This window comes from Ruegeria sp. BG11, assembly GCF_056538565.1.
Window position 1 is genome coordinate 713,605 of record NZ_JBQFTH010000001.1, and the last position, 22,947, is coordinate 736,551.

Consider the following 22,947-nt stretch of genomic DNA (forward strand, 5'->3'; position numbering starts at 1 on the left):
GATCAAATTGGAACGAATTTCGACGAAAAAACCTGGGGTTCCGAGACGAGCAGCCTAGCGATGCCCCCAATCATCGGGATTGTCCGAGTTGCTAGGCGACAGCCCCAGAACGTCCCCCTTGGTCGAACAGCCAAGCCCCAAGACCGTCCGGTTGGCATAGTTGAAATAGGCGCAGACCTGATTGATCTCGAGGATTTCTCCGTCGTCCCACCCGGCGTCGCGCAGGGCTGTGACATCGGCCTCGACCATGGCGCCGGGTGCTTCGGTCAACTTGCGCGCATAGTGCATCGCTGCGATCTGCGCCGCGTTCAAAGGCGCGGCCTCTGGATCGCCCACCTCAATCGCCGCGCGGATCGCATCCCCCCTTGGCGGATCGGCCAGTAGCCGTTGCAGACCGTTGAAGTGATGCTCGACGCAATAGGAACAGGTGTTCAACGCACTAACCCAAACACCAAGCGTCTCCAGAAACCATTTGGGGATCGTGTTGGCCGAATGGTGCAGCACGTTTTTGTACAGCGTCATGTGGCCTTCCATCGAATGCGGGCGCAGGGAATGCGCCATCATGATGTTGTCCACATTGTTGTCGGGCCCAGTCACCCGGTCATACAACTTTTTTAGCTTACCGGTCGCTTCCTGAAATGGCACGGTTTTGATCCAGCTCATTGAAACGAAGCCCCTTTTTCCTTGAACATTTTAGGTCGCACACAGCTTGGCTACATTTGAGGCAAACAATCAACCGCTATTGAAAACAGATGCCAAAAGGGTTGAACTCCCTCCAGATTCTTCACCCTAGACGCGATTCCTTGCCAGAGGCCACTGTGCGTATTCTCATTTTTGCTTTACTTCTATCCTCCGCCGCTACTGCCTTTGCCGTCCTTTCTCTGATTTCTACCGATTGGCTTTTGCTAGCTGCCCCTTGCGCCATGGCCAGTGCGCTTTTGATCCTGGCACGATTGCTTAAGCGCAAGCCTCGTAGCTGGGCTGTTGTCGATGGATCGAATGTCATGCATTGGAAGGATGGCGAGCCTCGCATAGAAACGGTGCGAGAAGTAGTCGAGAAACTGACCGTCGCCGGTCTAACGCCCGGCGTAGTCTTCGACGCTAACGTGGGCTACAAGATCAATGGCCGCTACTTGCACCACAACGCCCTTGCCGATCTGTTAAACCTGCCCGAGGATCGCGTCGTGGTGGCCCCCAGCGGCACGCCCGCCGACCCCCTGGTGCTGCAAGTTGCTAAAGATTATGGGGCAATCGTCGTATCAAACGACCGCTTCCGCGACTGGGCCGAGGAGTTTGGCGCGGTTTTGCAACCGGAATATTCCGTGCGTGGCGGGTACAGGGATGGGGCGCTTTGGCTGTCTTTGTAGGATGTCAATCGCCGACATCTAGGCAATCCATCCACAAGACCTCGGGTCCCTCTTCCCCCGAACCACATCACCTGCCATAATGGGGGAAACTCAAAAACAAGAGCAGCACCGATGCCCGACGATCTGTTGACGCCCAGCGCGACCGCCACCTACGACGCCTCCTCGATCGAGGTGCTTGAAGGGTTGGAGCCGGTCCGAAAACGCCCCGGTATGTATATCGGCGGCACGGATGAGCGCGCTTTGCACCATATGGTCGCCGAGATCCTCGACAACTCGATGGACGAGGCGGTCGCTGGTCACGCCAACCGGATCGAGGTCGAGCTGCACGCAGACTACGCCCTGACGGTGCGCGACAACGGGCGCGGTATTCCGATCGACCCGCACCCCAAATTCCCCGAAAAATCCGCGCTTGAGGTCATCCTGTGCACCCTGCACGCGGGTGGTAAATTCTCGGGCAAGGCCTATCAGACCTCGGGCGGTCTGCACGGCGTGGGTGCATCGGTTGTGAACGCCTTGTCGGATTCGATGGTCGTCCAGGTGGCACGAGACAAAACGCTGTTCGAGCAGCGATTCTCGCGCGGGGTTCCTCTGGGTCCAGTCGAAAAGGTCGGCGCGGCGCCGAACCGGCGCGGTACGACCGTAACCTTCCACGCGGATGCCGAGATCTTCGGTCACCATAAGTTCAAACCGGCGCGGCTGTTCAAATCCATCCGCTCCAAGGCCTACCTGTTCTCGGGCGTCGAAATCCGCTGGAAATCTGCCATTGATGACGGTGAAACGCCAACCGAGGCCACGTTCCACTTCCCCGGCGGCCTGTCGGACTATCTGAAGGAGACGATGAACGGCTCCTCCACCTATGCCGAGCAGCCCTTTGCCGGAACCGTGGACTTTAACGAGAAATTCGGAACGCCGGGCAAAGTCGAATGGGCGATCAACTGGACGCCCTCGCGCGACGGGTTCATCCAGTCCTACTGTAACACCGTCCCCACGCCCGAAGGCGGCACCCATGTCGCCGGTTTCTGGGCCGCGGTTCTTAAGGGTATCAAGGCCTATGGGGAACTGATCAACAACAAGAAAGCCGGTCAGATCACCCGCGACGATCTGATAACCGGCGGCTGCGCGCTGGTGTCGTGCTTCATTTCTGAGCCCGAATTCGTCGGCCAGACCAAAGATCGTCTGGCCACGGTCGAGGCACAGCGGCTGGTCGAAAACTCCGTCCGCGACCATTTCGACAACTGGTTGGCGGCTGACACGAAATCCGCCGGCGCTATTCTGGACTTCCTTATTCTGAGGGCTGAGGAACGTCTGCGCCGACGGGCCGAGAAGGAAACACAACGTAAGTCCGCCACTAAGAAACTTCGTCTCCCCGGCAAGCTGGTGGACTGCTCTAGTTCAACACGCGACGGCACAGAGTTATTCATCGTCGAGGGCGACTCGGCGGGCGGATCGGCCAAAATGGGCCGCGACCGTAAAACGCAGGCCCTGCTGCCCCTGCGCGGCAAAATCCTGAATGTGCTGGGCGCGGCCAGTTCGAAACTGGGTACCAATGCCGAGATCAACGACCTGACCCAAGCGCTGGGTGTGGGCCTCGGCACCAAGTTCAACGTCGACGATCTACGCTATGACAAGATCATCATCATGACCGACGCGGATGTGGACGGCGCGCATATCGCCTCGCTGCTGATGACGTTCTTCTTCACCCAAATGCGCCCCATGATCGACGCGGGCCACCTCTACCTCGCCTGCCCGCCCCTCTACCGCCTGACCCAAGGCGCCAAGCGCATCTATTGCCTCGACGAGGCCGAGCGCGACGAGTGGCTGGAGAAAGGTCTGGGCGGCAAGGGCAAGATCGACGTCTCGCGTTTCAAGGGTCTGGGTGAGATGGACGCCAAGGACCTGAAAGAGACTACGATGGACCCGGCGTCCCGCAAACTGATCCGCGTCACCATTGACGAGGACGAACCAGGCGAGACCGGCGACCTTGTTGAGCGTCTGATGGGCAAAAAACCCGAACTGCGGTTCCAATACATTCAAGAGAACGCGCGGTTTGTAGAGGAGCTGGATGTTTGAGATAAGGAAAATTAATATACGTCATGTACGCCGACGAAGCTGATCAAGACGGTAGCAAAGAATTTCTAATTTACGCCAGTGTATTTTTCCCATCTGATCAACTGCTGAAAATCCATAAAGGTATGATTGCCATACGTCGGAAGTATGGTTTCAAGCCAAAAGACATGCTAAAATTCTCCCCCGGCGGGGTATCCAAATATATTACTCGACAAGCGCACACTGACGCTAAGAACGCAGTTTTGAGGTTAGCTGCTAAGCATCATTGCAAGGCTCGCTGCTACATTACTCCACATGTGATTGCTAAAGGTCAGCCTCACGACAAACGTCTGAAGTTTGGAATTAACACGCTCTTAATGAAGTTTGATCAGTTCCTACGTGAGAACGGAAACGCTCCCGGTGTGGTCAAGTTCGATCGCACGACTGACTTCAAGCAAGAACAGTATTTCAAGGAAATTTTCGAAACTGGCATCTTGTTTCATCATAGTCAAAAAACCTACCAACTCGGCAACATCGTGTCGATAGACAATACTTTAAACGGCACCTCTCACCTTGCTTCCTTAACGGACATTGTAGTTGGTTCATTTAGGTTGTAGTAAACGAACCAAACAAAGACCTCGTGGGCGTTAAGTTGTTGCAGCTGTTAAGCAATATCCTTTGGGGTATCAAAGATGAAAAGGGTGTTCTGTTAGTTCGAGAACGTGGTTTTTGTATTAGGCCAAAGAACATCGCGGTTGCCGACTATGAGGCAGACATAAGTGCGTTAACGACACGTTTGAACGAATATGCATCTAGAAAATAACCCGCCATTGCGCCCACCTATGGCGGGGCGCGTCGGGCTCGTGCTTTGTGCTTTCCATCAAGCATTGCGGGACAGCCCAGCACATCTCTAAAAACCGCATTCAGGGCTTCACCCCGGCACCTCGCAACCCCCTTGCCTAACCTGTTGATCCCGTTCACACTTACCCTCAATCCGTCATCCAAGAATGACATTTGAGGTTCCGAGCGTCCAAGACCCAATTTAACCACGAACAAAATTTCTAACGGGAGGACGACATGAAAACACTAACCCTCGGGCTGACACTGGCCGTAATGGCCTCGACCGCCGCCGCGCAGCAAACGCTTAGCCTTGCATCGCCCATACCGGATGGGGCCGTGACCCGGTTCTGCTACTACGAAGGCTTGGCCTATTCCGAGGACGCCTTCGTCCTGATGGTCGGCGACAACACCGTCACCGATACCGTCCGAACCGTGCAAGAACGCCTGTTGCGTTGCCATCGGGACAGTGACGGCACTCTGAAGTGGAAACCTCAGAGCACCTTCTCCACCAACAACTGAAGGCTCTACCGCCCTACCCCGCCTTTTGGTCCAGCCAGTCCGCGATCTGCGCGGCTGGTCCCTCCCACCTTGGCTCCATGAACAGGAAATGTGCGTGGTTTTCGGCGGGCATGAAAGTCGCACGGTCTCCGTAGAGGTTCGCCAACGCGCGGCAGGTATTGGGGTTCACGGCTCGGTCCTCGGTGCCGGAGACGATCAGCACGGGGCAATCGACCTTTTCGATGTCCACTTTCATCGCGTGATAGTCGTCGAACATCCAGAAGAACATCTCGAACATCACGCGCCCGCTTTCCGGGCCGAGCCGATCGAAGACCGCGTGTTGTTGCGCCTCGGGCAGCTTATTCAGCGCGAACGGGGCCATGAGATCGAAATCAACCCGCATCGGCTGCTTCCAGAAGGCCCCACCCTCCATCAACGCACGTGGAACGGCGCGTTCGTCGTCGGTCTCGGGCAGAGTGCCCCAGGCCGCGTTAGGGTTAATCAGAACAATGGCGCTGGCCAGGCCGCGCGCGGCGACCTGTTGCGCCACGACACCGGCAATGGCGTGGCCCAACAGCACGGGTTTGCTGTCGAGCCCTTCAACCAACGCCGCGATATCATCCGCATAGTCCATGACGCTTGTGTCGGTCAGGCCCGGGTCCGGCTCGGCCTTGGGGTCGGCGTCGTGATACCGCAGCGCCGGGGTGTGGACTGTCCAACCTCGGTCACGGAAGAAACCGGCGTAACTCTCCATACACCAAGGACCGGCAAATGCGCCGTGGATCAGGACAATATGCTTCGTCATCAAAACCTCCCACCTATTTCCGCCCAGTATGATCATCCTGAAAGACGAAACAACTGCGCGTGATCGCTGTTGCGTGAGGGGGCGGACCACTTAAACTTGTCTCATGACTTTTGTGACCGAAAACCAATTGCCTCTGCTGATCCTGTTCTTCCTGATCGGATCGGTCGGAACGGGCTTTCTGTTTCGCAAACCGGCTGGGCACAGGGCGTGGAAGCTGGCCGATCTGGTTTGGGTCGTCCTCGGCGGGATCGGTGCGCTGGTGGCCGTTCTGGCTGGGCTTTATACTTCCGACAGCTCGCGACTGGATCGGCAGATTGATGTGGCATACGCGGCGTCCTCGGCGTTTGACCGCGATGCCGCGCGGTTCCGATTGCGGTTTTGCGACCCGGCCTATGACCCCGACACTGGTGTCTTGTGCGAAAAGGTCGAGTTTCTTTCGGCCTCAACCGCCAGCAATACCGACCTGCCCTTATTCATCGCCGTAACGAATGAGGTCGCCCCCCTGCAGGGTTTGCACTTCCTGTTCGGACGACAAGACAAGGACGAGATGGAGGAGATGGCCGCCAAGGCCAACGCCTTCGATATTGAACAGTTTCTGGTCTTCACCTCGCTGGATGACGAAACCCAGACCGCCATCGACAATATGCGCCGCAAGGTCCCCGCAATTGCCGGAGATTATCTGATCCTCGCCCAAAGCTACGATGAGCTGATCGAGCAGGTCAGCAAGCTGAAAGATGAATGGGAGTATCTGCAGGCCAACGCCCACATTCTTGTTCTACAGATCGTGGCGCTGTGCCTCGTCAGCTTTGCCGCGCCCTTCCGATTGGGGAAATCCATTGTCGAGTTGCGCACAACGCTGCATCCCGACGCGCCGCAGGAGGTGGCCGAAACAGCGCCTGACGGCCCAAGCAAGGCGCAGACGGACAGTTAGTTCAGGTGTAGCAAAGCGCCGAAACCCACTGGTCTCAGCCACAAAACTCCCTATATCTCGGGGCCGAGGCAGATGATAAGGACCACGCCATGCCAACCCGCCGCATATTGCGCCTGACCGGCTCGGATACTGAGAGCTTTTTGCAGGACCTGATCACCAATGACATCAGCGGGCTGGATGCAGGGCTGGTCTATTCCGCCCTATTGACGCCGCAGGGCAAATACCTGGCCGATTTCTTCCTGAAACGCGACGGCGACGCCGTGTTGCTGGACGTGGCCGAGTCGTTGGCGGATGGCCTGATCAAACGGCTGAGCATGTACAAGCTGCGGGCGGATGTGGCGATCGAAGTCTCGGATCTGAACCTGCAGCGCGGCACCGGGCCTGCGCCAGAGGGCGCCTTGCCTGACCCGCGTCATCCTGACTTGGGATGGCGGGCTTACATCGCGTCGACGGAAAGCGATGATGGTACCGATTGGGACGCAATCCGCGTGCGCCATTGCATCCCCGAAACCGGCATCGAATTGCACCCCGACAGCTATATCCTCGAATCCCGATTTGAGCCGCTGCTAGGTGTCGACTTCAAAAAGGGCTGCTATGTTGGTCAGGAAGTGACCGCGCGCATGAAACACAAGACTGAGCTGCGCAAAGGACTGTGTCGCGTCACCATCGACGGGGCAGCCCCTGTGGGCAGCGCGATTGAAGCCAATGGCAAGCCGGTGGGCACGCTGTTCACGCAATCGGGCGGCCACGCCATAGCCTATCTGCGCTTTGATCGGGCAACCGGTGACTTGCAGGCCGACGCTGCCACGATCCGTCTGATCGACTAATACTTGTTGCCCAATCGGCACGTGACCAAAGCGGTCTCAACGCTGACCCTTTGAACCCCGGTCCCTGCCCTGCCACAGTGCGGCTATTCGAATGAACCGGATACCCGCATGCTCAGACTTTATTCCGCAATCTGGCGCGCAAGCGCCGGGCGTCAGATCCTACTGATCCTACTCTCGGTGGCCGTGGCCGCTCTGGCCGCTGTCCCGCTGGAGTTTCAACGCGCAATCGTCAACCATCTGACCTCGCTCGATGTTGGGGCGGAACGCCTGGTCTATCTGGGGCTTGGCATGATGGGGGTGATCTTGCTGAGCCTCGCGTTGAAATGGGTTCTGGGCTACCGCGCGGGTACTTTGGGCGAGGACATGATCCGCTTGATCCGTCAACGCCTGCTTTGGCGGTCCTCAGACATCAACGAAACCGGCGAGAGCGTGCGCAAGGGCACCATGACCACGGCAATCTCGGCCGAGGCGGAGGAGCTGGGCAAATTCGCAGGCGGCGCATTCTCGGACCCGGTGGTCCAGATCGGCACGTTGATCAGTGTCATCGGCTATATCTCATCCACGCAGCCGGGGCTGGGCCTGATCGCCTTTTCGATGATCGTGCCGCAGATCATCATCGTTCTGGTCTCGCAGCGCAAAGTGAATGTCTTCGTGGCCGAACGCGTCCGCATCCTGCGCAGCGCGACAGATCAACTAACGACCGAGGATCTTGACGCGGTCGAGCAGGATATCAATGCCCTGTTCGACGACATCTATGAAACCCGCAAACGAATGTTTCTGTGGAAGCTTTCAGCCAAGTTCCTGCTGAGCGTGATCAACGGCGCGGGAACGGTCGGCATATTGATGCTGGGCGGCTGGCTGGTGCTTGAAGGCAAAACCGATGTGGGGACCGTTGTGGCCGCCACCAGTGGCCTCGGCCGCATTCAGGGGCCGACGGCCTTCCTGATCGCCTTCTACCGGCAAGTCAGCGCCAACCGGATCAAATATGAGCTGATGTTAGAGCTGTTTGGCCCCGACCCGACACGCTATCGCCACCGCGCATGAAGAGACCGCGCAGCGGCAGGCTGGCGCGGTCTCTTCGGAGTACAAATGTGCGGCTATCAGGCGCGCTCGGAATATTCCATGGTTTCGGTGTTCACCACGATCATCTCGTCCTGACCGATGAACGGAGGCACCATGACCTTCACGCCATTGTCCAGAACCGCCGGTTTGAACGAGTTCGCAGCCGTCTGACCTTTGACCACCGGTTCGGTCTCAACGATCTGACAGGTGACCTTTTGGGGCAGCGTGGCATTCAGCGCCTCGGATTCGTAGAACTCGACCACGATGGTCATGCCGTCCTGCAGAAACGGGCGACGCTCGCCCAGCAGGTCGGCAGGCAGTTCGATCTGCTCATAGGTCTCAGCATCCATGAAGACCAGCATGCCGTCGGATTCGTACAGAAACTGCTGATCCTTCTGCTCCAGCCGCACACGTTCGACCTTGTCCGCAGACCGGAACCGTTCGTTCAGTTTTGACCCGTTGCGCAAGTTGCGCAGTTCAACCTGCGCAAAAGCACCGCCTTTACCTGGCTTTACGTGATCTACTTTTACAGCCGCCCACAGCCCGTCATTATGCTCAAGCACGTTGCCGGGGCGAATTTCGTTCCCATTGATCTTGGGCATGACATAATTCCTTCACAAACGGTTGATGCGTCAGTTGTCGTCCCTATATCTGGCAGGACCATCCCTGACAAGACAACGACACCTAGTGCTGCACATGCAGCAAGCCATGCAAATGACGCAACGCAACTATGCATTTTAGCTGTATCCGAATCGGAGCTAATAGGTCATAAGGACCGTCACGCCGAAAATGCAAGAGCAAGAACAACAAGGAAGACGAGATGAGAGATTTCGTTGACGGCACTGCCTTTAACAATGAGCAAGGCAATCGTGCGCGTAAACTTTTCGCGGCTGTTGTGCTGGCCGCACTGGATGATGCCATCGCCGATGACAAGAAATACGGCAATGGCCCCGAACAAATCGCCCGCTGGGCCCGCTCGCGCGACGGTCGCGAGGTTCTGTCCTGCGCGGGTATCGACCCGAACGAGCGGGTTGTCAGCGGACTGATGGACTTCGTTGGCCGTGGTGTGCGGACTTCCGTCGCCCTGTCGCGCGAAGAAAGCGAGCGTCGCAACGCCGCCCAACAAGCCGAAGCCGCCTGACCCAAGGCGATTTCACTACGAAAAAGCGCGCCCCCAGACTTTGGGGCGCGTTTTTCTTTGGCTCTGTCTAGAAAAACAGAATCCACTGCCGCGCGACCCAGATCTCGGCCGCCAGCAGCAGCGCAAAGAAGAGCTTTGCGGACAGCGACAGCCCCCTGCTCCAAAGCACGACATAAGAGCCGACGCAAAGCGCAATTGACACCGGCATGACCCAAATCGAGTGATGCGACGTGTCCCAATAGCTGACCGGACTGTGAAAGACCCAATCGCTCAGCGGCCAGAAATGAGGGCGCCCGTCCCCCGCATGCAGACCGAAATCCATCAGCAGATGCAATAATCCGGCCGACGCCGCAACCGTCAGGACCCGCCATCCCCGCCAGAGCCCCAGCGCCAGCCCCCACAGGATGAACGAGTTGTCGATTGCGAAAACCGTCTGCCATTGCGGTGAAAAATACAGTTCATCGAACACCACATGGGGCGGGATGTTCAGAATATGCAGCGATACCCCTGCCATCAGGTACAGCGATAGGTCCGGCAACAGCGAGCCCAGCACAGCCGCCCAAAGAATGCGCCCCTGTGCAGGCCGCGCAAAGGTGGCTGCGCCGATCAAAAGATGCGCAGGCGTGTTCATCTGGGGCTTTCCCTTTGGCGTCAAATCAGGTCATTTGCCCCCAACGTATAGGAGACGCCAATGGTTCGCGCCATCATGATTCAAGGCACCGGCAGCAATGTCGGCAAATCGGTTCTGGTTGCCGGGTTGGCGCGGGCGTTCACGCGGCGCGGTCTGAAGGTCGCTCCATTCAAACCGCAGAACATGTCGAACAACGCGGCTGTGACAGAAAACGGAGGCGAGATCGGACGCGCCCAGGCCTTGCAGGCGCGCGCGGCCAAACGCCCGACTCATACGGATATGAACCCGATCCTGCTCAAGCCCGAAACCGACACCGGCGCGCAGATAATCGTGCAGGGGCAGCGCGCCGGGACCATGAAGGCGGGCGACTATCGCAAGGACAAATCCAAACTGCTGGGGGCCGCGCTGGAAAGCTTTGACCGGCTGTGCGGCGACGCTGATCTGGTCCTGATCGAGGGCGCGGGTAGCCCGGCTGAGACCAACCTGCGCAAAGGTGATATCGCCAATATGGGTTTCGCCTGCGCCGCCGGGGTTCCAGTAGTGCTGGTTGGCGATATCCACCGGGGCGGTGTGATTGCGCAAATCGTGGGCACTCAGGCCGTGCTGGACGAGGGCGATCTGGCGATGATCCGTGGCTTTGCCGTCAACCGCTTCAAAGGCGATGTATCTCTGTTTGATGAAGGGCGCGATGATATCGCCGCGCGGACCGGCTGGCCTTGCCTGGGTGTTGTGCCCTGGTTCCACGACGCCTGGAAACTACCCGCCGAAGATATGATGGACATCCGCTCTCATACCGGCGGGGCGTGCAAGGTTGTGGTGCCTCAGCTGGAGCGCATGGCCAATTTCGACGATCTGGACCCTCTGTCGGCTGAGCCCGGCGTCAGTGTCGAGATCATTCCCGCTGGCCGCCCGCTGCCCGGTGATGCCGATCTGGTGCTATTGCCCGGCAGCAAATCGACCATCGGTGATCTGACCTATTTCCGGAAGCAGGGCTGGGATATCGACCTATACGCGCATGTGCGCCGTGGTGGTCATGTGCTGGGTCTTTGTGGCGGATATCAGATGCTGGGGAAAAAGATATCAGACCCCGAAGGCGTGGATGGCCGCCCCGGCACGGTTGAGGGGCTCGGGCTGCTGGACGTTGACACGGTCATGGCGGGCAAGAAACACGTGACCCTGACCGAGGCTTGCGCCCTGCCCAATCGCGAACCCGTCAGCGGTTACGAAATCCACATGGGCCGCACCGAAGGGCCCGATTGCGCACGTGCCTGGCTTGAGGTGCAAGGACGCCCTGAAGGAGCAGCCAGTGCCAATGGGCGCATTCTGGGCAGCTATCTGCACGGGATTTTCTCATCCGATGCCTTCCGCGCGCAATACCTATCGCGTTTGGGTGTCACATCCGAAACCGCATACGAAGACGGAGTCGAACAGGCGCTGGATGATCTGGCAGACCATCTTGAACAGCATATGGATCTGGATCTGCTGCTGGAGCTTGCTCAGACGCCGCAGCGGGCCTGAGCGATTATTCCAGCTCTTTGGCGGTCAGCGCGCGGTGAATCTCGCGCCGGACCATCTTGCGGACATTGCGGGTGATGCGTTCCCCCAACGCGCCCTGAAGCTCGGACCGAACAACTTCGGCGATCATCTCACGCAGAGCTTCTTCCTCGGACGCTGACAACCCGATCTCGTCCTCGATCGTTTCCTCAGACGCGTCGTCTTCCACTGGGTCTGCTTTAGGAGTGTCCCCATGCCGAACAAATGTCGCCGGTTCTTCTGTCGCGGCATCCGCCTCGCCTGAGGGCGCATCCACATCCTCGGCATCCTCATCCTCAAAGGAGGGCACAGGTATCCAATGCAATGCTTTCGAGGACGTACCTGAATACGCGTCGTCGCTGTCTCCGTCCGGCTCCCACTGGTCCTCGGTTCGTGCGATGGCGGCCTCAAGGGCTTCAATCTTGGCACTCAGGCTGCCGGACAGGTTTTCCGAAGGGGTCTCGTCGCCGACCTCCTCAGCACCATCGTGATTTGCTGCGTCGCCCGGCTGAACAATATCACAGGCCCGCAGGAGCATCGGCTTGGCCGAATCCTCGGGACTGTATTTGGGATCCAGTTTCAGGGGGTCGGATTTCGGCGCGTTACCAATGCGCAGCGCGTCCGTCAAAACCAATCGGCCCGGCTTGCGTGGAGCGGTCGCAGTATCGGCATCCGACACTTTGCGACCGTCTTCGCTCACCAGTCGTTTTACCGACGACAGTACATCCTCGATACCTGAGGTCATGACGCTATCCGACATTGTTCTCTACCGCTCTATTCTTGAGACCAAGTGTAGCCAAACACGTAGGGCGTCACAACTAGTAGTATAGATCAGTCCCGCCGCAACGCTTTGAGAACGCGATCCAGATCCTTGCTTTGCTTGCTGACTTGCGCCGGGGCCTTTTTGACCAGGTTGTAATACAGCGTCGGGTCGTAGATCTGTACCGCAAGTCCCAGACGTTCAGCCGTCAGAAGACCTTGCGCCTGCAGCAGCTGGTATGCTGCCAAAGACCGTTCGGTGCGCGAGGCGACCTCGGCCAACTGCGCATCCAGAAGATCCTGCTGAGCGGTCAGCACGTCCAGCGTGGTCCGCGCGCCCAGCGTTGCTTCTTCGCGAATCCCGTCGAACGCCACTTGCGAGGCCCGGACCCGCTCGGTCGAGGCCGTCAGGCTGGCCGTTGCCGTCTGGAACCGGACAAAGGCATCTGTCACACCCTGAGTGATGTTCTTCTGCACGTTCAGCAGATTGGCCCGTGAAGAATCCCGGGTTGCCATCGCGCGACGTACGTTGGCCGCAAGACGACCGCCTGCATAGATCGGCTGGTTGAAGTTCAGCGAAACCGTGGCGTCGTTGATGTAATCATCATTGTCATATCGCTGCGTCACCCCCGCATCCGCGTTCAGGCTTACACTGGGCCCAAGGTTGGCGCGTTGTTGCTGTACGATCAAATCCAGCGCCCGCACCTGGTGCTGAGCCGATAGAATCGCCGGATGATTGCGCTGCGCCAGGCTGATTGCCTCGGATTGCGAGCGCGGGAGATTCGGAAGCCCCGGCTGCCCAGCTGTACGCCCCGGCAGTTTGCCGACCGCATTCACATATTCGGCTTGAGCGGTGCTGAGATCCCCTTTGGCATCCGCAAGATCCGCGCGCGAACTGGCCAGCTGCGCCTCGGAAAGCGCCACGTCGGTCCGCGTGACTTCACCCACTTCAAAGCGGTCGTTTGAAGCACGAAGCTCCTCGCTCGACAGATCAACGTTGTTTTGCCGAATCTGAACCGTTTCCTCTTGCAGCAAGACGCTCAGATACGCGATTGCGGCCCGGGACAGAACTTGCTGTTCGATATCAATTAGCGACTGACGTGTGGACAGTACAGTTTCCTGCGCGGACTGTTTGCCCAGCACCGATGCCCCGCCATCATACAAAAGCTGGCTGAGCGTCAGGCCCGAGAAGAATCGCGACGGGTCGGTGCTTGTTCTGACGGAGTTAGTTCTTGTTCTCGTGTAATCCTGCCTGACCTGAACCGTCCAGTTGATGATCGGGCGCAGTGCGGAAAGCGCAATTGCCACGTCTTCATCCGCCGCTCGCAACAGAGCTCGGTTCTGTTCCAGCAGACCGCTGGTGTTATACGCTCCGATGAACGCATCTGTCAGGTTATCAGCCCAGACGACCCGTCCGGGAACAGTACTCAGGGCAATGGCCGCAGTCACTGCAAGCGCTTTGACCAGCTTTCCCGCTGTCTTTCCACGCATACCAAATCCTCTCAAATCGAAATTACGCTGCCTCTCCGGCAGTTTGCGTCTTTATGTTCAACTAATCAAGGTGGTGGAAACAACAGTCAGCGGACTATAGCGAAAATGCACACTCCTGGGAAAAACCGTCCAAAACCAGCGCACTGGCGTTGAAAGCATCCCGCCAACTGACCACACCACCGGCCTTGCGACCGATGCGAACCGTACCAAGTTTCCCATCCACAAACAGACAGGCGATCCGGCCCTGGTCCTTCAATTGGTCCAGCACCGCGTCGGGCACCTGTTCGACACCGCCTTGTATCATAATCACGTCATAAGGGCCATGCTCGGCCGCTCCCTCTTCCAGAGGTCCGACATGAATGACGGCATTGTCGACGTTTTCTTCCGTCAGCACGCTTTGCGCTTCGGACGCAAGATGTTCGTCGGATTCGACGCCTACCACGAGCTGCGCCATTCTAGCGGCGATTGCGGTCGAATAACCGTAGGCCGACGCAATATCGAGGACCATTTCGTCATTCGAGATATTCAGCGCATCCAACATCTTGGCTAGCGTGCGCGGCTCAAGAATGCAGCGGCTGTTGCCCAGATCGATCAACCCTTCGACATAGGCCGCTTCGCGCCGTGCAGTTGGCACAAAGCTTTCACGCGGAACGGACAGCATCGCATCGATAATTGGAAACTTGGTCACATCCGAGGGTCGTACCTGCGTATCAACCATGGTGCGGCGCCGGGCTGCGAAATCTGACATCTGATCTCTCTTTTCAATCCCTTGGATAAATGGCTTGTGCCACACTCGACCTGTCTCGACAACGGCCCAGATGCCGCAAGCCTGGTTCACGATCCGTTTAGAACGGCCGCCCACAAAAGTTGATTTGCGGCCCAAAATCGACGGCAATACTCTGGACGCCCCCGATGAAAGCTGCTAAAACGCCCATCACACCACGGCAAGTATTTGATTTTACTTGAAAAGGCGAGTTGGCGGAGTGGTGACGCAGCGGATTGCAAATCCGTGTACACCGGTTCGATTCCGGTACTCGCCTCCAAAGGTGCGGACGCGACAGAAAGCCTTGATAACAAAGGCAAATCGCGTGAGGCAACAGAGCAGTGGGCAACACATCAGACCATGTACACGGATTCTGAGGTGAAGCCTATGCTTATCAACAATGCTCTAACTCAATATAAGACCGAACATCTCGACACAATCAAAACGGGTGCGGAACGCTTCACCCAACTGAGTCGGGTACTGTCTGGGCGCATGTCTGACCACATGTCATCCATCACGACTGCTGATATGTCGGCCATGCTCAGTCGCTGGTCCGGTGCCACAAGGAATCGCTATCGCAGCGCCCTGACCCACTTTTGGAAATACGGGCGGTCGCTGGGTTGGACCGATCTGCACCCGACGCTGATGGGCGGCAAGGAACAGCCGCGCGACAACGTGCTGACCATAGCGCAGCTACGCGCCTTGTATGAGGCCGCGCCGTACCAAGGGCAGGCATGGGCACAATACGGTCGGTTGCTGATCCTGACGGGCCAGAGACATAGCGACCTGATGCGGTTCTGTCCGTCGCGACTGCGGGGTCAGGATATGCACCTGCCGACCTCTAAGAACGGAATGCCCCACATCGTGCCGCTGGGTCCAAAGGGGTTCGTGCTGGGTGGTCTCATGCCCAATCAGTTCGCCACCAAGGCGACAACGGCCCATTTCAAACGCCGCTGGTTTCGGTCGGCTTTCATTCCCCTGTCGTTCCGGCTGCAGGACATCCGACGATCCATGGCCACGCATCTGTGCGAAGCGGGTGAGAATGAAGCCGATGTGGATCGCCTGCTGAACCATGTAGCATCTGCCACGGCCCGTGGTGTTGCGCGCACCTACAACCGCGCACAGCGGCTGTCACAGCGTCGAGAGATAGTCCAGCAATGGGAAGCGATGCTATTCGGCTGAGGGGTACAGGCCGTGTCTAACAACTTGTTAGACACCCAGTGCATTTGGTCTCTTGCAACTTGCAAGACACCCGGTCCGTGTGGTCTCCGACAAGTTGCCGGATACCCTAGCCGATCCGGACCGCACGGGCTGTTTACTGATCGGGATTGCCCCACGCGGCCTGCAACACGGCCAGCGCGTCAGCAGGTGACACGGCAAACCATTCGCTGCCACCCGTGCCGGTGTGCTTAGGTAGCAACCGTTCGGCCTCGGCCTCATAGGCGCGCGCTGCGTCCAGATTGGCCACTTGCCAAGCTGCGACACGATGCAGGCCGGACGGGCTGTCTGTGGACCGACTCAGCCGCTTTGACAGATCGCGGGTATATCCGATCTTGCACAGGTCCGGGTGGTCTTGGCTGGCGTGCAGATAGACCCAGCGGTGCTGGTCGTGATCCAGTGCCGCACCGTCTGCCACATCGGCACACAGGTCCGCTAGGCTGGTGATCACACCGCCGTGGCGTTTGTCCACCAATCCGGCATCCATCGCGGCCCGTAACGCATCGCGCACAGCCGCCGCGCGGCCTTTGGAGAGCGGCAGCAGCGGCGTGCCGTCTGCCCTGTAAGTGATGCTGTCGATCAGTCGTGCCATAGTTCTACCTCTATCCGACCGCTGTCGGGTGCGTAAGTGACCGTTACGGTCGATCCGGACGGCCACGGCACAAACCGGCCCACGATGTCCACAATGGGCCGATCTGGCCACCTGCGATCCGACGCTTACCATTCGGGTCCGCTTGGATCACAAGACCCGTCTCGGTCGCTGTGAGCGTCCACAGGGTGCCGTGGCTGAGGCCAGCAGCGTCAAGGTGCTGACCTTCGATCCAGAGCCGCGTACGGCCTCTGTTGCTGCCTATGCGGCGCGTGATGGTGACGGGGTGCTGGGTCACCGCAGCACCCACGGCATGGGGCCGATAGCGGCTGTGGTGGACTTTTCCAGCCCGCGCGCGTCGTCGGTGTACTGTACCCATATCGCGACCTCACCAGTATCCAGCGCGGCGTGAATCAACGGGTGAAGTTTGACCTCATTCGGTCGATCTGGTTTCGGCTGCCGATTGAGAAACGCCGCATACGTGGCCAGACGACCCACGACGCCACCACCGCCAGTACCTAGACCGACTTTGCCGGGTGTACCGTCGTGGGTGACAAATGCGTAAATGCCGGGTGCGGTCGACGCGTTCACTTCGACCACCACCTTACCGTCAGTGTTTTTGTACATCCGACCGGCGCGTGTGAATCCATGCTCGGTCATACCTTCCCCACCACGTCAAAAGAAACGGTCAGGGTGTCCCGGTCGATCTGGATGTTATCGACGGTGAACACGTAAGCGAGGTTTGCGGTGCTGCTTGTGTCACCCACATATCCGACACAGGTGTAATCGGTGTCCGACTTGTCGATCTGGAACACGACCATCTTGGACTGTTCCAACGCGTCCATCTGAGCCGCAAAGTGCCGGTTGGTATCCGACACGTGCATGTAACGCTGCTTTTTGTAATTGGTGTTGTGGAACACCGGCACGATACCGATGTTCTCAACGTCTACGATCCAAGCGTACGGTTTGCGGGTGAATCTGTGTGATCTGGATTTCATGTCGCACCGCCTTCCACGCGCTGGCTAATCTCGGCCAGAATACCGATGACGGTCGAGCCGATCAGCAGCGACACGCCCGTGCCGATGGCGGCATATGCGAGTTCGGGCGGGGCCATCACGTCAACGTAGATGATGACACCCAGCCCGGTCAGCAGCAGGGCAGCCGTGAAACCGATCACGGCCAATACTTTTCCGATTGTTGTAAACAAGGCTTGTTCCTTTCGTTTCGTGTGAGGTGGTGGGCTTACGACCCACTGATGCTGATGCTGATCCGAGACGGTTCAACGCCCAATTCATCCGCCAGAGCCGCAATGGCCTGATCCAGCGGCGACACATCATTTGGGCTGGCGTGGCTCAATTCCGGTGTCGATCCGGGTATCAGTTCAACACCGGATACCAGCGGCTTGACGCCTTCGACCATGCCGGACCCGGCTGCGTAGCGATTGCTTTTTGGTAATTTGTTCGCGTGAATCCAGACGCCCATACCGGGCTGCAATTCCTGCCCGCGATCCGTCATGGTCTCAGCCATCAGGTTAAAACGAGGCAACAGGTCCGCCGCATCCAGCAACCAGACAGTGCCGGTTGTCTGAGTGTCGACGTTATCGACCATGGCCAGCAGGACCAGATCGACATCGCCTAGTGTATTCCAGCCACCATCGCCATCCGGTGCGAACGCAACCCACATGTCACGGCTGGTGCGCAGGGCTGCGGTCCGTGTCTGACCGTCTTTGGTAAGCAGCAGACGCTGGTTCGGGCCTCGACCAACGCCGGTCTGGCGCTCAACCGAATAACCGGCAGCCTCAGCGGCCTGAACCGCTGCGGCCCGCAGCGCGTTTGTAATTTCTCTCGCTTTAGTCATGGCTAATCCCCTTATTGCCAATTAGTGATGCAAACTAATTGAAAACTAATAGGAGATTCGTCAAATACTAATTCAAACTAATTCAACGTGACGTAGGGTCAGACGGTACCAGGTAGCCAACCGCAAGGCTTGACCCGCATGTGAACAAAGATAGAACATACGGCATGGAAAAATGGCCAAGACAGATACCGTACGACCTGCGATGCAAGTTAGAACAACTGTATGAGTACCGGGACGCTCCCAGCATTCAGAGCCAATGGTTGACGATTATCGAATGGCTAGAATGTCACGATGTGACGCCGCCTGATCACAACTTGCCGGCTGAACCTGAACTCAGAGGGCCAGTGGGGCACAGTTAGAAGGCAAAAAATCGCAATTAAATGGCAGGTATTCGTTTGTGGAGCCTGCGCGGCAAACCCATTTAAAGCACAATCAATGATATTGGAGTGCCTAAGATGCCGCGAAGACGCAAAGAAGAACGCCTATAAGGCGGGCTTGCAACCACACAAAAGCACGTTGTGTTTGTCGCTACAAACTCGAGTCTCGGTCGAGGCTATATGGATGTCGCGGAATGCGCTCTCGTCAAATTGACTGAAAACGAGACGTTGCTTACGACCCTGAGTACTTCAAGTCAGAGCGAAGTTCACGTCAATGGCTTGACCAAAGACGACACAAAGGAAGCCACAAAATGATTTGGGCAGCAATCGTCATCCTCGCAGTGGTCGCGTGGAACCAGCACACACAGATCAAACAACTAAAAGACAAGATCGCGTTGCTCGAAAAATGGCGCGACATGAAGATTAATTCAGCAGGGCCTTGGACATAAGAAACCCTAGTGGTTGCGACAGAAACCGCAGTGCGTCTGGATGCAAAGGAAAGTGAGATGTTGAAAGCTATGCTACTCGTCGTGCCTTTGCTCATCTTTGGCGTCGCTTTGGGACTGCCAATGTTCTGGGCCGCGTTGGCCGCCATCGGTATCGCTGCGTTCATCTTGGTGGACAGCGCTAAAGGAGACGATGAATGAACAGACGTGCCTTTCTAGTTGGAGCTACTAGTTTTGCTCTACCAGTGGCAGCCGAGGCCAAGAGCCGGGGGCGCAAGCGCCGAATTGAACGGCGACGTGAATACCTGCGACAGCAACGGCGTCAGCAACAGCGCCAGCAACAACAGCAGCGCTACCAACAACAGCGGCAGCCACAGCGTTCAATCAGATCAGGTGGTGTTGAATTCAAACCGTTCGGTGCCAGCCTTTGGACCGCCACCAAATTGACCGTCGGGACAACAATACTGCTGAATGATGGCCGCTTGTGTCTGGTCAAGTATCACCTTGATGGCGGCTCCGTATGCTGGCCGCTTTGAGCCTAAATTTCCCCTTTGGTATTCTAGAAACCGGGCGAGATTAGGCGCTTAGAACCAATGCATAGGGGGTATCCCGGTCTGCAAGGATACCAGCACGTCAGGCATTTACCTATGTCACTTTCAGCAGCGAAACACTGTCCTCAGCGGCACTTAGGGTGGCAGGTTTTACGTTCGCACTGTTCTGGCTTCAACACATGCAGTTTAAACATGATCAACAAGCTGAGGAAGCGACTTACACGTTCTCAATGTTCGCAAAACGACTCGAGGTAAACCTTGCAACCACAGACTTCTATTTTGACATTACGAGATACTTTCGACCAAGTGTTGAGGAAGCTGGAAGACTAATACGGATACCTACCTATCACGCTGGTAGAAGTATCCCTTTTTGAAGGCGCCCCTCTTTTCACGTTTGTCCTGCACAAGTCGCATGAGTTCTCCGTTGCTCAACCCGTACTGGTCCCCAAGAGCCAAGATCACCTCAATCAAATCGACCAATTCTTCGCGTTTTTGGCCAGTATCTTTTGCAGAAATCAGCTCAGCATGCTCTTCTATCAGTTTGTCGTATAGTGCGTTCGTCAACGCATTTCCTGTCAGTTCCTTTACAACCGGCTCTCGCCCTTCTGCTCTGATCAGGTTTGGAATTCGGTCACGAACAAGTTTGTCGCGACGACGAAAATCTGTCTCGTCAGTATCTCTTTTCGCGCGATTGCAGGCAAAGCAAAGCGCCTGGAGATTCTCGGGATCGTTCACATCAATCAACTTGCCGTGGAGTCGTATTTTGCCATTCTTGTTGGCCTTAGAGCGCGGAACAATGTGGTCAATATCGATAGGTCGGATTTCGGAAGCTATACCGCAGAGCTGGCATCTACCATTGGCGGACTTTAGGACTTCGTAGCGTACTGACGCTCCAGCTTCCGGAGCACGTTCACGTAGTCTCTTTCGTTCAAGCCAACCGGTGATCTTCTCTTCGCAAATGGCAATCGCTTGATCTCGATCCCCCGCATGCTCGGGGTAAGCCAGCAGCCTAAAAACCGAACCCTTGCGTTCGTAATCGATTACTCCGTGCTTGGTCAGAGTGATCTTGGGCCAGCGCATAACTATCCGCTCGTAATATTCCTGCACGCTAAAGTCATGCCCAGCGAGAGCCGTTGCCAGTTCCGCTTTCGTGCAAGCGCCATCCTTTAGCAGCAACTGCTTGATGATGACCGGCTGATAAACGTCCGCCATAGACATCCGGCTGCGCAAGAACTCAAGCAAATCAGGTGTTTTCATATAGTCAACATAGATGCATGCGTCGCGTTATAGCCAATGATTTTCAGCTAGTCAGTGGTAGTGCTCGGCCCAACGCGGGCAAAAAGGGCAGTTCTACTGGCCTAGCTGAGACCGTTTCGAATTCGTCTGACAGTACCTTTGTTGATCTTGATTCAACGTGGGTTGTTGAGTGTAACGCATGAACCCTTCGACCATTTCCCGGCCGTCATGAAGCGACAGATCGACGGGCTTATACTATTTAGAGAGTCGCCAAGAGTAACTAGGTAGGTTGTGAGACCATTGATAGTGTGGCCTCAAATGGCGGTGCGTAGTCTGGAATGGTATGACAGTGGACAAGAGTGATTACATTGAAAGATATGAACATGAAATGCGTCTGCCACCTCTTGAAGAGGTCTTAGAACAACTTGACGCTGGTCAGTTAGAGTATTTCCTTAGTCAAGAAAACCGCGATGGCAAACCGTATATGATTGTCCCGCTGGAGGGGCCGGATGGCCCGACGATGACGGGACTTCACAGGATTATTGCGGCCAGCGCGTTAGGTCACTGGGTGGATCGAAGAGCCGAAGTCGATCATATCAACCATGACCCCAGCGATAACCGAGCCGAAAATCTTGAGATTGTTACACCTTCCGTAAACCGGGAAAGGCGTCGTCAGCGGCTGGATACCTCGAAAGCTGCAAATCCAGACAAAGTACGAAAGCGGGTCAGTCGAAGAAAAGCTAAATTCGAAAACCAACAGGCTAAAACGCAGGCAGCAATCGATATTTATTTGTCCACGAAGAATAGGCAATTCGAGGTGTCGAATCGGTCATTCGACCCTCAAAGGCAGAAGCGAGTGGGGCCAGCATTCACCCCTCGCTCCACGCCGACTTCGGCTAGTCGAGTGGTGCCGGTACCCCGTCCCAGATCGACTGCGGCTAGTCGAGAGACGCTCCCTAGCGGTAATGATCTTGAGGCAAAATTGCGCACCGTGATCACTATTGAGGAATTGAACGGCATACTCAATCGCAGAGACATTGCCCCACACCTTCCCGAATGGACTCAGGACGAAGTCGAATTGATTGAAAGCCGCAGGCGCTTTCTCGAAAAGAAACGCTATCGTCCTTATTGAAGCGATAATAGTAACATCCAACTGCCATATTGCGGACAATAAGCAACATCTAGGGCGGATTAATGTCAACTTTTTGAGTGGTTTAATGAAGCTAACTCGTCGGTTGTTCAGGTGCGTTACCCAACGCCAACAGCAAAAGAATTGCCAGCAGTGGCGATCCAACCAGACCGATTAAAAACCAAATCAAACCAGACCGGTTGCGCCGTCCTGCCATGGTGATCGGTAAAATGTAGAGCCAGATGATAAAGACACCTAAGAGGATGAAGGATAGTCCACCAATTAAACCTTCCATGACTCAACCTACCTTTCGTTTATTCAGTAACAATATGAAACCAAGTCGCGGCAGCTTCCTGTGACATGCTGCCCTCAACCAGACGCACGACGATCTTGTCCAGAAAATCAATTGAAACAGGCGGCAGATCGTATCCCGACAGTCGAATCATAATCATGGTGATAAGCACAGCCGCACGTTTGTTGCCGTCGTGAAAGCCATGTGCTTTTGCGACACCATGCAAAAGCGCGGCGGCTTTATGATGCAATGTTGGATACACATTCTTGCCACCAAAAGACGCATACGGTCTGGCAATAGCGCTTCGAATGCTGTGTTCACTTTTTATGTACGGCTTGGCATCAGGCACCCGCATCGCTTCACAATAAGCCAGCAGGATGTCGTCATAAGTGACCTGGTAAATCATTACTTGTCGGCCAGCCGATCCAACACGTCTTTCATGTCTTTGGCCGTACGTTTGATCGTCGCTTTAACCTCTTCACGAGACGGTTTTTTCGTCACGCGTTCGGGTTGTGTTTTCTGATCGTTGGTCATGCGCCTAGGATGATCCGTTGCGCA

31 protein-coding genes and 1 tRNA gene are annotated in these 22,947 nt (G+C 56.6%); 15 read left to right on the top strand and 17 right to left on the bottom strand.

The features are described 5' to 3' along the window. Positions 1-54: 54 nt before the first annotated feature. A complete protein-coding gene (locus ACR0JF_RS03555; RefSeq protein ID WP_170660238.1) occupies positions 55-663 on the bottom strand; it encodes a peroxidase-related enzyme in 609 nt (202 codons plus the stop codon). A 155-nt stretch (positions 664-818) separates the two neighbouring features. On the opposite strand from ACR0JF_RS03555, the gene ACR0JF_RS03560 reads away from it, so the two are divergent. The 4 genes from ACR0JF_RS03560 to ACR0JF_RS03575 all read left to right on the top strand — a co-directional run bounded on the left by ACR0JF_RS03560 (position 819) and on the right by ACR0JF_RS03575 (position 4,772). Then, positions 819-1,367 (top strand): NYN domain-containing protein, encoded by a 549-nt coding sequence (locus tag ACR0JF_RS03560; protein WP_480668889.1) that lies wholly within the window; start codon positions 819-821, stop codon positions 1,365-1,367. Between the two features lie 111 nt (positions 1,368-1,478). Next, positions 1,479-3,437, top strand: a complete 1,959-nt coding sequence (gene parE / locus ACR0JF_RS03565; protein ID WP_170660240.1) for a DNA topoisomerase IV subunit B — start codon at positions 1,479-1,481, stop codon at positions 3,435-3,437. A 23-nt stretch (positions 3,438-3,460) separates the two neighbouring features. Beyond that, positions 3,461-4,030 (top strand): hypothetical protein, encoded by a 570-nt coding sequence (locus ACR0JF_RS03570; protein WP_170660241.1) that lies wholly within the window; start codon positions 3,461-3,463, stop codon positions 4,028-4,030. 460 nt (positions 4,031-4,490) lie between these two features. Beyond that, positions 4,491-4,772 (top strand): DUF1496 domain-containing protein, encoded by a 282-nt coding sequence (locus tag ACR0JF_RS03575; protein ID WP_170660242.1) that lies wholly within the window; start codon positions 4,491-4,493, stop codon positions 4,770-4,772. A 13-nt stretch (positions 4,773-4,785) separates the two neighbouring features. Here the strand turns inward: ACR0JF_RS03575 and ACR0JF_RS03580 are convergent, their stop codons facing one another. Next, positions 4,786-5,556, bottom strand: a complete 771-nt coding sequence (locus ACR0JF_RS03580) for an alpha/beta fold hydrolase (RefSeq protein WP_170660243.1) — start codon at positions 5,554-5,556, stop codon at positions 4,786-4,788. A gap of 103 nt (positions 5,557-5,659) precedes the next feature. On the opposite strand from ACR0JF_RS03580, the gene ACR0JF_RS03585 reads away from it, so the two are divergent. The 3 genes from ACR0JF_RS03585 to ACR0JF_RS03595 all read left to right on the top strand — a co-directional run bounded on the left by ACR0JF_RS03585 (position 5,660) and on the right by ACR0JF_RS03595 (position 8,358). Then, positions 5,660-6,487: a hypothetical protein gene (locus ACR0JF_RS03585; RefSeq protein WP_480668890.1), complete on the top strand. Its 828-nt coding sequence runs from the start codon at positions 5,660-5,662 to the stop codon at positions 6,485-6,487. An 89-nt stretch (positions 6,488-6,576) separates the two neighbouring features. Next, positions 6,577-7,314 (top strand): CAF17-like 4Fe-4S cluster assembly/insertion protein YgfZ, encoded by a 738-nt coding sequence (gene ygfZ / locus ACR0JF_RS03590; protein ID WP_170660244.1) that lies wholly within the window; start codon positions 6,577-6,579, stop codon positions 7,312-7,314. Positions 7,315-7,422: 108 nt separating this feature from the next. Then, a complete protein-coding gene (locus ACR0JF_RS03595; RefSeq protein ID WP_170465832.1) occupies positions 7,423-8,358 on the top strand; it encodes an ABC transporter transmembrane domain-containing protein in 936 nt (311 codons plus the stop codon). Positions 8,359-8,414: 56 nt separating this feature from the next. Here ACR0JF_RS03595 and efp read toward each other — a convergent pair whose 3' ends face one another. Next, positions 8,415-8,978 (bottom strand): elongation factor P, encoded by a 564-nt coding sequence (gene efp, locus ACR0JF_RS03600; RefSeq protein WP_170459112.1) that lies wholly within the window; start codon positions 8,976-8,978, stop codon positions 8,415-8,417. A gap of 218 nt (positions 8,979-9,196) precedes the next feature. On the opposite strand from efp, the gene ACR0JF_RS03605 reads away from it, so the two are divergent. Then, positions 9,197-9,517 (top strand): DUF6280 family protein, encoded by a 321-nt coding sequence (locus ACR0JF_RS03605; protein WP_108785849.1) that lies wholly within the window; start codon positions 9,197-9,199, stop codon positions 9,515-9,517. A 67-nt stretch (positions 9,518-9,584) separates the two neighbouring features. Here ACR0JF_RS03605 and ACR0JF_RS03610 read toward each other — a convergent pair whose 3' ends face one another. Beyond that, positions 9,585-10,148, bottom strand: a complete 564-nt coding sequence (locus tag ACR0JF_RS03610; RefSeq protein ID WP_170660245.1) for a cobalamin biosynthesis protein CobQ — start codon at positions 10,146-10,148, stop codon at positions 9,585-9,587. A gap of 60 nt (positions 10,149-10,208) precedes the next feature. On the opposite strand from ACR0JF_RS03610, the gene ACR0JF_RS03615 reads away from it, so the two are divergent. After that, positions 10,209-11,666, top strand: a complete 1,458-nt coding sequence (locus ACR0JF_RS03615; RefSeq protein WP_170660246.1) for a cobyric acid synthase — start codon at positions 10,209-10,211, stop codon at positions 11,664-11,666. A 4-nt stretch (positions 11,667-11,670) separates the two neighbouring features. On the opposite strand, the gene ACR0JF_RS03620 is transcribed toward ACR0JF_RS03615, so the two are convergent. The 3 genes from ACR0JF_RS03620 to ACR0JF_RS03630 form a co-directional block, all read right to left on the bottom strand. Next, a complete protein-coding gene (locus ACR0JF_RS03620; protein WP_480668891.1) occupies positions 11,671-12,426 on the bottom strand; it encodes a hypothetical protein in 756 nt (251 codons plus the stop codon). An 86-nt stretch (positions 12,427-12,512) separates the two neighbouring features. Beyond that, positions 12,513-13,931 carry a TolC family outer membrane protein gene (locus tag ACR0JF_RS03625; RefSeq protein WP_170660248.1) on the bottom strand — a complete coding sequence of 473 codons (1,419 nt, stop codon included), beginning with the start codon at positions 13,929-13,931 and terminating at the stop codon, positions 12,513-12,515. Between the two features lie 94 nt (positions 13,932-14,025). Beyond that, on the bottom strand, positions 14,026-14,679 hold the full coding sequence (locus ACR0JF_RS03630) for a protein-L-isoaspartate O-methyltransferase family protein (RefSeq protein ID WP_170660249.1): 654 nt from the start codon (positions 14,677-14,679) through the stop codon (positions 14,026-14,028). Positions 14,680-14,900: 221 nt separating this feature from the next. On the opposite strand from ACR0JF_RS03630, the gene ACR0JF_RS03635 reads away from it, so the two are divergent. Both ACR0JF_RS03635 and ACR0JF_RS03640 read left to right on the top strand, forming a co-directional pair. Continuing rightward, positions 14,901-14,974, top strand: a tRNA-Cys gene (locus ACR0JF_RS03635). Positions 14,975-15,081: 107 nt separating this feature from the next. Further along, on the top strand, positions 15,082-15,876 hold the full coding sequence (locus ACR0JF_RS03640) for a site-specific integrase (RefSeq protein WP_170640937.1): 795 nt from the start codon (positions 15,082-15,084) through the stop codon (positions 15,874-15,876). 133 nt (positions 15,877-16,009) lie between these two features. On the opposite strand, the gene ACR0JF_RS03645 is transcribed toward ACR0JF_RS03640, so the two are convergent. The 6 genes from ACR0JF_RS03645 to ACR0JF_RS03670 are packed head-to-tail and all read right to left on the bottom strand — an operon-like array spanning position 16,010 to position 18,358. Next, entirely contained in the window at positions 16,010-16,504 is a 495-nt protein-coding gene (locus ACR0JF_RS03645) for a GIY-YIG nuclease family protein (RefSeq protein WP_170640939.1), read from the bottom strand. Between the two features lie 43 nt (positions 16,505-16,547). Further along, positions 16,548-16,799, bottom strand: coding sequence for a hypothetical protein (locus tag ACR0JF_RS03650; protein WP_170640941.1), 252 nt, complete (start codon positions 16,797-16,799; stop codon positions 16,548-16,550). Then, a complete protein-coding gene (locus tag ACR0JF_RS03655; protein ID WP_170640943.1) occupies positions 16,796-17,161 on the bottom strand; it encodes a hypothetical protein in 366 nt (121 codons plus the stop codon). The genes ACR0JF_RS03650 and ACR0JF_RS03655 overlap by 4 nt, the downstream gene beginning before the upstream one ends. Then, positions 17,158-17,499, bottom strand: a complete 342-nt coding sequence (locus ACR0JF_RS03660; protein WP_170640944.1) for a hypothetical protein — start codon at positions 17,497-17,499, stop codon at positions 17,158-17,160. Before ACR0JF_RS03660 ends, ACR0JF_RS03655 begins: the two co-directional genes overlap by 4 nt. Beyond that, a complete protein-coding gene (locus tag ACR0JF_RS03665) occupies positions 17,496-17,708 on the bottom strand; it encodes a hypothetical protein (protein ID WP_170640947.1) in 213 nt (70 codons plus the stop codon). The genes ACR0JF_RS03660 and ACR0JF_RS03665 overlap by 4 nt, the downstream gene beginning before the upstream one ends. 35 nt (positions 17,709-17,743) lie before the next feature. Beyond that, on the bottom strand, positions 17,744-18,358 hold the full coding sequence (locus tag ACR0JF_RS03670) for a hypothetical protein (RefSeq protein WP_170526807.1): 615 nt from the start codon (positions 18,356-18,358) through the stop codon (positions 17,744-17,746). Between the two features lie 688 nt (positions 18,359-19,046). Here ACR0JF_RS03670 and ACR0JF_RS03675 point away from each other — a divergent pair. From ACR0JF_RS03675 to ACR0JF_RS03685, 3 genes are read left to right on the top strand one after another with little or no spacing between them, the layout of a single operon-like run. Then, a complete protein-coding gene (locus ACR0JF_RS03675; RefSeq protein ID WP_170640949.1) occupies positions 19,047-19,184 on the top strand; it encodes a hypothetical protein in 138 nt (45 codons plus the stop codon). A 9-nt stretch (positions 19,185-19,193) separates the two neighbouring features. Continuing rightward, positions 19,194-19,382, top strand: a complete 189-nt coding sequence (locus ACR0JF_RS03680; RefSeq protein WP_170747375.1) for a hypothetical protein — start codon at positions 19,194-19,196, stop codon at positions 19,380-19,382. Further along, positions 19,379-19,717 carry a hypothetical protein gene (locus ACR0JF_RS03685; RefSeq protein WP_170640953.1) on the top strand — a complete coding sequence of 113 codons (339 nt, stop codon included), beginning with the start codon at positions 19,379-19,381 and terminating at the stop codon, positions 19,715-19,717. Before ACR0JF_RS03680 ends, ACR0JF_RS03685 begins: the two co-directional genes overlap by 4 nt. Positions 19,718-20,071: 354 nt before the next feature. Here the strand turns inward: ACR0JF_RS03685 and ACR0JF_RS03690 are convergent, their stop codons facing one another. Continuing rightward, positions 20,072-20,989, bottom strand: a complete 918-nt coding sequence (locus ACR0JF_RS03690; protein WP_170640955.1) for an HNH endonuclease — start codon at positions 20,987-20,989, stop codon at positions 20,072-20,074. A 328-nt stretch (positions 20,990-21,317) separates the two neighbouring features. Here ACR0JF_RS03690 and ACR0JF_RS03695 point away from each other — a divergent pair, with 328 nt between their 5' ends. Next, positions 21,318-22,100: an HNH endonuclease signature motif containing protein gene (locus tag ACR0JF_RS03695; protein ID WP_170747376.1), complete on the top strand. Its 783-nt coding sequence runs from the start codon at positions 21,318-21,320 to the stop codon at positions 22,098-22,100. Between the two features lie 91 nt (positions 22,101-22,191). Here ACR0JF_RS03695 and ACR0JF_RS03700 read toward each other — a convergent pair whose 3' ends face one another. From ACR0JF_RS03700 to ACR0JF_RS03710, 3 genes are read right to left on the bottom strand one after another with little or no spacing between them, the layout of a single operon-like run. Continuing rightward, on the bottom strand, positions 22,192-22,392 hold the full coding sequence (locus tag ACR0JF_RS03700) for a hypothetical protein (protein WP_170640959.1): 201 nt from the start codon (positions 22,390-22,392) through the stop codon (positions 22,192-22,194). A 19-nt stretch (positions 22,393-22,411) separates the two neighbouring features. Beyond that, on the bottom strand, positions 22,412-22,795 hold the full coding sequence (locus tag ACR0JF_RS03705; RefSeq protein WP_170640961.1) for a Fic family protein: 384 nt from the start codon (positions 22,793-22,795) through the stop codon (positions 22,412-22,414). Further along, the gene (locus tag ACR0JF_RS03710; protein ID WP_480668399.1) at positions 22,795-22,923 is read right to left on the bottom strand and encodes a hypothetical protein; all 129 of its coding nucleotides are present in this window, start codon (positions 22,921-22,923) and stop codon (positions 22,795-22,797) included. Before ACR0JF_RS03710 ends, ACR0JF_RS03705 begins: the two co-directional genes overlap by 1 nt. Positions 22,924-22,947: the final 24 nt, after the last annotated feature.

What these genes read in the sequence shown, in the direction of transcription:
- ACR0JF_RS03690 (WP_170640955.1), bottom strand. Translation starts at nt 20,989, where the DNA reads ATGAAAACACCTGATTTGCTTGAGTTCTTGCGCAGCCGGATGTCTATG.
- parE (WP_170660240.1), top strand. Translation starts at nt 1,479, where the DNA reads ATGCCCGACGATCTGTTGACGCCCAGCGCGACCGCCACCTACGACGCC.
- ACR0JF_RS03625 (WP_170660248.1), bottom strand. Translation starts at nt 13,931, where the DNA reads ATGCGTGGAAAGACAGCGGGAAAGCTGGTCAAAGCGCTTGCAGTGACT.
- efp (WP_170459112.1), bottom strand. Translation starts at nt 8,978, where the DNA reads ATGCCCAAGATCAATGGGAACGAAATTCGCCCCGGCAACGTGCTTGAG.
- ACR0JF_RS03660 (WP_170640944.1), bottom strand. Translation starts at nt 17,499, where the DNA reads ATGAAATCCAGATCACACAGATTCACCCGCAAACCGTACGCTTGGATC.
- ACR0JF_RS03675 (WP_170640949.1), top strand. Translation starts at nt 19,047, where the DNA reads ATGATTTGGGCAGCAATCGTCATCCTCGCAGTGGTCGCGTGGAACCAG.
- ACR0JF_RS03640 (WP_170640937.1), top strand. Translation starts at nt 15,082, where the DNA reads ATGCTTATCAACAATGCTCTAACTCAATATAAGACCGAACATCTCGAC.
- ACR0JF_RS03595 (WP_170465832.1), top strand. Translation starts at nt 7,423, where the DNA reads ATGCTCAGACTTTATTCCGCAATCTGGCGCGCAAGCGCCGGGCGTCAG.
- ACR0JF_RS03705 (WP_170640961.1), bottom strand. Translation starts at nt 22,795, where the DNA reads ATGATTTACCAGGTCACTTATGACGACATCCTGCTGGCTTATTGTGAA.
- ACR0JF_RS03585 (WP_480668890.1), top strand. Translation starts at nt 5,660, where the DNA reads ATGACTTTTGTGACCGAAAACCAATTGCCTCTGCTGATCCTGTTCTTC.
- ACR0JF_RS03710 (WP_480668399.1), bottom strand. Translation starts at nt 22,923, where the DNA reads ATGACCAACGATCAGAAAACACAACCCGAACGCGTGACGAAAAAACCG.
- ACR0JF_RS03655 (WP_170640943.1), bottom strand. Translation starts at nt 17,161, where the DNA reads ATGACCGAGCATGGATTCACACGCGCCGGTCGGATGTACAAAAACACT.
- ACR0JF_RS03605 (WP_108785849.1), top strand. Translation starts at nt 9,197, where the DNA reads ATGAGAGATTTCGTTGACGGCACTGCCTTTAACAATGAGCAAGGCAAT.
- ACR0JF_RS03555 (WP_170660238.1), bottom strand. Translation starts at nt 663, where the DNA reads ATGAGCTGGATCAAAACCGTGCCATTTCAGGAAGCGACCGGTAAGCTA.
- ACR0JF_RS03630 (WP_170660249.1), bottom strand. Translation starts at nt 14,679, where the DNA reads ATGTCAGATTTCGCAGCCCGGCGCCGCACCATGGTTGATACGCAGGTA.
- ACR0JF_RS03580 (WP_170660243.1), bottom strand. Translation starts at nt 5,556, where the DNA reads ATGACGAAGCATATTGTCCTGATCCACGGCGCATTTGCCGGTCCTTGG.
- ACR0JF_RS03645 (WP_170640939.1), bottom strand. Translation starts at nt 16,504, where the DNA reads ATGGCACGACTGATCGACAGCATCACTTACAGGGCAGACGGCACGCCG.
- ACR0JF_RS03610 (WP_170660245.1), bottom strand. Translation starts at nt 10,148, where the DNA reads ATGAACACGCCTGCGCATCTTTTGATCGGCGCAGCCACCTTTGCGCGG.
- ACR0JF_RS03575 (WP_170660242.1), top strand. Translation starts at nt 4,491, where the DNA reads ATGAAAACACTAACCCTCGGGCTGACACTGGCCGTAATGGCCTCGACC.
- ygfZ (WP_170660244.1), top strand. Translation starts at nt 6,577, where the DNA reads ATGCCAACCCGCCGCATATTGCGCCTGACCGGCTCGGATACTGAGAGC.
- ACR0JF_RS03615 (WP_170660246.1), top strand. Translation starts at nt 10,209, where the DNA reads ATGGTTCGCGCCATCATGATTCAAGGCACCGGCAGCAATGTCGGCAAA.
- ACR0JF_RS03570 (WP_170660241.1), top strand. Translation starts at nt 3,461, where the DNA reads ATGTACGCCGACGAAGCTGATCAAGACGGTAGCAAAGAATTTCTAATT.
- ACR0JF_RS03685 (WP_170640953.1), top strand. Translation starts at nt 19,379, where the DNA reads ATGAACAGACGTGCCTTTCTAGTTGGAGCTACTAGTTTTGCTCTACCA.
- ACR0JF_RS03670 (WP_170526807.1), bottom strand. Translation starts at nt 18,358, where the DNA reads ATGACTAAAGCGAGAGAAATTACAAACGCGCTGCGGGCCGCAGCGGTT.
- ACR0JF_RS03620 (WP_480668891.1), bottom strand. Translation starts at nt 12,426, where the DNA reads ATGACCTCAGGTATCGAGGATGTACTGTCGTCGGTAAAACGACTGGTG.
- ACR0JF_RS03700 (WP_170640959.1), bottom strand. Translation starts at nt 22,392, where the DNA reads ATGGAAGGTTTAATTGGTGGACTATCCTTCATCCTCTTAGGTGTCTTT.